1 protein-coding gene and 1 pseudogene are annotated in these 1,413 nt (G+C 59.8%); both read left to right on the plus strand.

All coding sequences use genetic code 11. The features are described 5' to 3' along the window. Positions 1-634: pseudogene (locus tag ABT116_RS46245) on the plus strand (hypothetical protein); the annotation flags it as partial. 363 nt (positions 635-997) lie between these two features. After that, positions 998-1,165 (plus strand): hypothetical protein, encoded by a 168-nt coding sequence (locus ABT116_RS46250; RefSeq protein WP_003941561.1) that lies wholly within the window; start codon positions 998-1,000, stop codon positions 1,163-1,165. Positions 1,166-1,413 lie beyond the last annotated feature (248 nt).

Here is a 1,413-nt window from a genome sequence, read left to right on the forward strand (position 1 = left end):
GGCAACCAAGTTCCTCGGCGTCCTGATCTGCCATGACTGCGGCTCGAACATGACTGTTCAGCAGAACCGCGTCAAGAATTGGTCCTACTCGTATCGCGGCGTCTGCGCTCACTCACAGTGGGAGGGGATGACAGTGACGGACGGCGCACCCGACAGCACAGCCGCAGGCCACTACGATTTGCGTAACGACAGCGGAGAACCTCAACAGAGCACCGCTGAGATTGATGCGAGCACAACCTCGAGTGAAGGAGATACCACTGCCATGACCGCGACAACGCCGTCAAGCCACAAGAAGGCGCTGGAGACAGCACGCAAGGCCGCAGAATCGTTGGCGCAGGAGGCGATTGCAACGAGAGTCGCTCTCGTCGGTGCCATCGGCGAGGCGGAAGCTGAGCTTGCTGCCATCGACGCGGCACGGGTTGAGGCAGAGGACACGATCCGCCTCGCCCATGAACGCGCGCTCGCGGGCGGGTGGACCGTCAAGGAACTCGCCGCTATGGGATACAGCGCACCGAAAAAGAAGAAGGCCGCAGCGTCGAGTAAGCGATCCTCGTCGGCGCCGGCAGAAAACACGGCCGCCGCGAATGCACCCCAAACGTCCGAACAGAATCCCGCGCACGACAGCTCGGCCTAAAAAACGCACACCACGTGTACCCCCGGGTCCGTCTACATCGGGACTCGTCGCTGCGCCGCAAAAGCGTGAGAAAGCAGCCCGCCGTCGCACCCTTTCTGATCGGTGTGTCGTAGCCCTCGGCTAATCTCGAATGTGCGACGAGCAGCAGGTCGCCACACCGACCTAGACCGCAGCACAATCGGCGGTCCTGATCTTGTGAGGGAAGATTCCCCACGAGATTGGTCGAGGTGGCGACCTGCTGCTGTTTTTGTCTCCGTAGTGAGAGGGCAACGCCTAGTTGCAAACTGGGGTCGCGGACGGCTGCACATGTGTGAAAGGTTTAGCGGGTCAACACGAACCCACCAATTTTAGGAGCGCAATCTCATGGCTACAGTCAAGGATTCGACGACGTGGGCTATCCGAGCTTTGCACTACTCCGAACTATCGGACAACGCGATCGAAAAGGACGTGGATCGAGCGAATGTTTTTGCGACGCACGCCCTGGTTTATGCGACGCTGGCGGCCTCCGGTGTCGAGGTCCATTACAACTAAATCGCTGAGGGATTCGTGGAGCTTCCCTCTCGACAGGTGAAAACTGTTTGGGCGCAGCCCAATACTGCTGAAGACAGGCCTGTCTTCGATCGTATGTGGTTCGAGGTCAGACGAATTCACGGATCCGAGGGAGGACTCGTGCTAGCTCTTCGAAAAGCGCCGGCCATCCGCGTCTGAGTCTGGTGATGCGGCCGCGCTCGAGGAACGCTCCGTCAAGGATGTGTGAGACCCGTAGATGCTGCTCGGGC

The sequence above is a fragment of the Streptomyces sp. NPDC002130 genome, assembly GCF_040296465.1.
Classification (GTDB): domain Bacteria; phylum Actinomycetota; class Actinomycetes; order Streptomycetales; family Streptomycetaceae; genus Streptomyces.